The sequence below is a fragment of the Mesorhizobium sp. WSM4828 genome (assembly GCF_055811175.1).
Genome location: NZ_JBVVQK010000073.1, coordinates 1 through 3215 on the forward strand (window position 1 = coordinate 1; position 3215 = coordinate 3215).

A 3215-nucleotide genomic window follows, 5' to 3' on the forward strand; every position below is an offset into this window, starting at 1 on the left:
CGCATCGGCCTCGCCGAATTCCACGCCATCAAGTACGGAACCAAACTCAATCTGCAAAATGTGTGAATCCGATAGGTTCCTATACGGGGAGAAGATGCCGGCAGGCAGATGAGGGGCGGCGCCGACTTCTGCGGCCGAGCGCCAGCTTTGCCCCGCCGCTCACCCCACCCAATCCACCTCGACCATCCCCAGCCGCTGATAAAGCCTGACCGCGGCGGCGTTCTCGACCGTGTTGGTCTTGAGGTCGACATGCGCCGCGCCCCTTGCCTGAAACGCCGCAAACGCGTGGCGCATCAGCGCTTCGGCGATGCCCTTGCCGCGTGCCTCGGGGTGGACGGCAAGGTCCTTGACGAAAGCCCGCGTCCAGCAGAGCGCCGCGCCTGCCAGCCGGCCCTTGCCGTCGATGACCAGGAAACACAAAGCCGGATCGAATTCCGCGTCGCCGGAAATGCGCGGCCACCATTCGTCGAACGGCCCGTCGGCACCGTCGTCGAACACCGCGATCAACAGCGTATGCAGTGCGAGCGCATCGGCGGCTTCGAAGCCGCGCATGAAAAAACCTGCGGGCCAGCGCGGCACCAGAAGCGTGTCGTCCAAAATCTTGCGCAGGCGGATGTCGTTTGGCGCCGGTGGACGCGGCTCAGGCATCGGGCTGCATGCGGCGGCGCAGGCTGTCGCTGCCGAGACCGGTTTCGCCCAGCATCCCCTTGCGCTTGGCATCGTAATAATAGCCGCTCTGATAGAGCCGGTCGGCGCGCTTGGGGTTGCCGCCTGAGACCAGCCAGGCGCCGCGCAGATATTTCACCGCGTATTTCAAATTGGTCTCGGCGTCGAACAGGCCGCTCGCCGGTCCGTCATAGCCCATGCCACGCGCCGTCGCGTGCTTGATCTGCATCAGCCCCCAATGGCCGTGATTGTAGGCTTTCGGGTTGAAGGTGCTCTCGCGGTTGACGACGCTGCGCACCAGATCGACCGGCACCTGGTAGAGCGCGGAATATTTCTCGATCAGCCGCTCGATCTCGCTGCGGCCGCCGGCATTCGACTGGCCCTCTACCGGTTCGGTCGCGGCCAGAGCGGCCGGGTTCTGCGGCACCGTGTAGGAAACCGGCTGAACGCCGGGCATGGTAGCGGTCTGTTCGGTGACCGGCATGGCGACGGCGGTCGTCGCGATGGCTGGCTGGGCATTGGCGGTCATGACGGCGGGGGTAGTTGCCACCAGCGGCGTTGGCCCGGCAAAGGCGGCGGCCGGCTCGACCGGCAGTGCTGCCGCCTGGGCGACGCTGGATGGTTCCGGCAGCACCGAAACCGTGTCGGGCAGCGCCAGCGTGAAGCCGGCATCGGTGTTGGCCGTGTTTTCGGTGAAGGCCGGCGCCGGGGTCACCGGCGAAGTCGAGGTGCAACCACTGAGAGCGGCCACGGCCAACACCGCCGCTAGGACGGGAAAGAGGAATTTTGCTGGCAAGCGGCGCTCGGGTCCGGTTCGTCGGGTGTTAAGAAGTCCTTACACCAGCATCTTTCCCCGGGCAATCCGCGGCAGCCGGCGGTTTTCGGGTGGCGAGCCGGGCCGGGAAATGCGATATTGTTCTGGATTTGTACTTCGAAGGATTCCGGAAAGGAGCACGCCATGGACGCCTCTCATGCCACCACCGGCCACGCGGTCTTCGAAACCGTGCTCGGCTTCATGGGCATCGCCTGGAGTGATGCCGGGCTGACCCGACTCTGCCTGCCGCAGCGCAACCGCGACGCGGTCGAGCGCCGGCTGCTGCGCCATGCCTCAGACGTCGAACATGCAGCGAAGCCCGAGCCGCAATGGGTTGCCGAACTGATCGCCTCGATCAAGGCCTACGCCGCCGGCGAGGACGTCGATTTCTCCGGCGTGCCGGTCGATCTCAGCGGCGTCGACGAGTTCCGCCTGGCGATCTATGACGCGGCGCGAAAGCTCGCCTTCGGCGAAACCACCACCTATGGCGAACTGGCCAAACGCGCCGGCCATGCCGGGCTGGCGCGTGAGACGGGCGCCGCACTCGGCGCCAACCCGGTGCCGCTGGTCATCCCCTGTCACCGCATCCTTGCCGCCGGCGGCAAGATCGGCGGCTGTTCCGCCCCCGGCGGCTCGGCCACCAAGGAAAAGATGCTGGCAATGGAAGGCGTGCGCGTCGGCCCGCCGCCGCCAGCGCAGGTGTCGTTCGGGTTCTAGGGTTTATCGATGTTCAGGTGAGGCCGACACCCTGCACGTCGTCTCAACTCCTAATCCGGAAGCAGGCGCCGGCGGAAGCGGCGGTCGATCTCCACCCGCTTGCATTTGTAGACGGTGCAGGAATTCGTATCGGCACTCGGCACCGAGGCCCGCGCCCTGACCTCGCCGATGTCGCAAAATTGCTGGCTCCGCACGTAGCGGTCGTAGAGCGCCAGGCCCGGCACGCGCGCCGATCTGTAGCGCAGGATGACCGCGCCCTCGCGCGCGATCGTCGCCTGCACCTTGCCGCAGCTCATGCGCGTCGGATCGTAGCGCGAGGCCGCCTGCGTCTCGGCGGCCACCAGCGTCAGGCAAGCGGCAAGCAGAACGATTTTCATGGCCCCTCTGCCCAAAACCCGGTCGCGCCCGAAGCTAGCGCGATCTCCCGCGTCAGGCGCGCGACGACGACGCTCTCACGCGATTGGGGCGGCCGTTGGGCAGCGTTGCCGCCGCGCCATTTTCCGCCCCGTCTTGTTTTTCGAGCGAAAGCATATTATATGCGGTCCATTGATATTTCGGCCGATCGATCCGGGCCTCGCGATATTCGCGTTTGCTGACGTTCTATCTCCAAAATCTCGATACAAACCGGCTGGGTTTCGGTCCAGTCAAACTAAAGCAAACGTAAAGGACTATCGAAATGGCAACAGGTACGGTCAAGTGGTTTAATTCCACCAAGGGTTTCGGCTTCATTCAGCCTGACAGCGGCGGCGCGGACGTTTTCGTCCACATCTCTGCAGTCGAGCGCGCTGGACTGTCGACCCTGGTCGAAGGCCAGAAGATCAACTTCGAGATCGAGCAGGACCGCCGCACTGGCAAGTCGTCCGCTGGATCTCTGAGCAAGGCAGCCTGATTTTGCGAATGGCGGGGGGGCGGGGGGGGGCGGGGGGGGGCGGCGACGACAGGGTGTTAAGGCGGGGGCGCGCGGAGCCCGCCGGCGCGGCACGCCCCCCCCACCCCAAGCCCCACAGTTGGGGCCGCC

At 65.6% G+C, this 3215-nt stretch carries 5 protein-coding genes; 2 read left to right on the top strand and 3 right to left on the bottom strand.

What is annotated here, in order from left to right; all coding sequences use genetic code 11:
• Positions 1-159: 159 nt before the first annotated feature.
• Together AC0L2X_RS32230 and AC0L2X_RS32235 are read right to left on the bottom strand one after the other, a co-directional pair.
• Entirely contained in the window at positions 160-648 is a 489-nt protein-coding gene (locus AC0L2X_RS32230; protein ID WP_473559133.1) for a GNAT family N-acetyltransferase, read from the bottom strand.
• Entirely contained in the window at positions 641-1417 is a 777-nt protein-coding gene (locus AC0L2X_RS32235; RefSeq protein WP_473559131.1) for a transglycosylase SLT domain-containing protein, read from the bottom strand. Before AC0L2X_RS32235 ends, AC0L2X_RS32230 begins: the two co-directional genes overlap by 8 nt.
• A gap of 207 nt (positions 1418-1624) precedes the next feature.
• Here AC0L2X_RS32235 and AC0L2X_RS32240 point away from each other — a divergent pair, with 207 nt between their 5' ends.
• Positions 1625-2197 carry a methylated-DNA--[protein]-cysteine S-methyltransferase gene (locus tag AC0L2X_RS32240; RefSeq protein ID WP_473601187.1) on the top strand — a complete coding sequence of 191 codons (573 nt, stop codon included), beginning with the start codon at positions 1625-1627 and terminating at the stop codon, positions 2195-2197.
• A gap of 50 nt (positions 2198-2247) precedes the next feature.
• On the opposite strand, the gene AC0L2X_RS32245 is transcribed toward AC0L2X_RS32240, so the two are convergent.
• Positions 2248-2574 (bottom strand): hypothetical protein, encoded by a 327-nt coding sequence (locus AC0L2X_RS32245; RefSeq protein ID WP_473559127.1) that lies wholly within the window; start codon positions 2572-2574, stop codon positions 2248-2250.
• A gap of 299 nt (positions 2575-2873) precedes the next feature.
• Between AC0L2X_RS32245 and AC0L2X_RS32250 the strand changes: the two genes are divergently transcribed.
• Complete coding sequence (locus AC0L2X_RS32250) at positions 2874-3086, top strand: cold-shock protein (RefSeq protein ID WP_023678332.1); 213 nt, start codon at positions 2874-2876, stop codon at positions 3084-3086.
• Positions 3087-3215 lie beyond the last annotated feature (129 nt).

Excerpts from the sequence above, each read along its gene's own strand:
- AC0L2X_RS32230 (WP_473559133.1), bottom strand. The coding sequence starts at position 648 with ATGCCTGAGCCGCGTCCACCGGCGCCAAACGACATCCGCCTGCGCAAG.
- AC0L2X_RS32240 (WP_473601187.1), top strand. The coding sequence starts at position 1,625 with ATGGACGCCTCTCATGCCACCACCGGCCACGCGGTCTTCGAAACCGTG.
- AC0L2X_RS32245 (WP_473559127.1), bottom strand. The coding sequence starts at position 2,574 with ATGAAAATCGTTCTGCTTGCCGCTTGCCTGACGCTGGTGGCCGCCGAG.
- AC0L2X_RS32250 (WP_023678332.1), top strand. The coding sequence starts at position 2,874 with ATGGCAACAGGTACGGTCAAGTGGTTTAATTCCACCAAGGGTTTCGGC.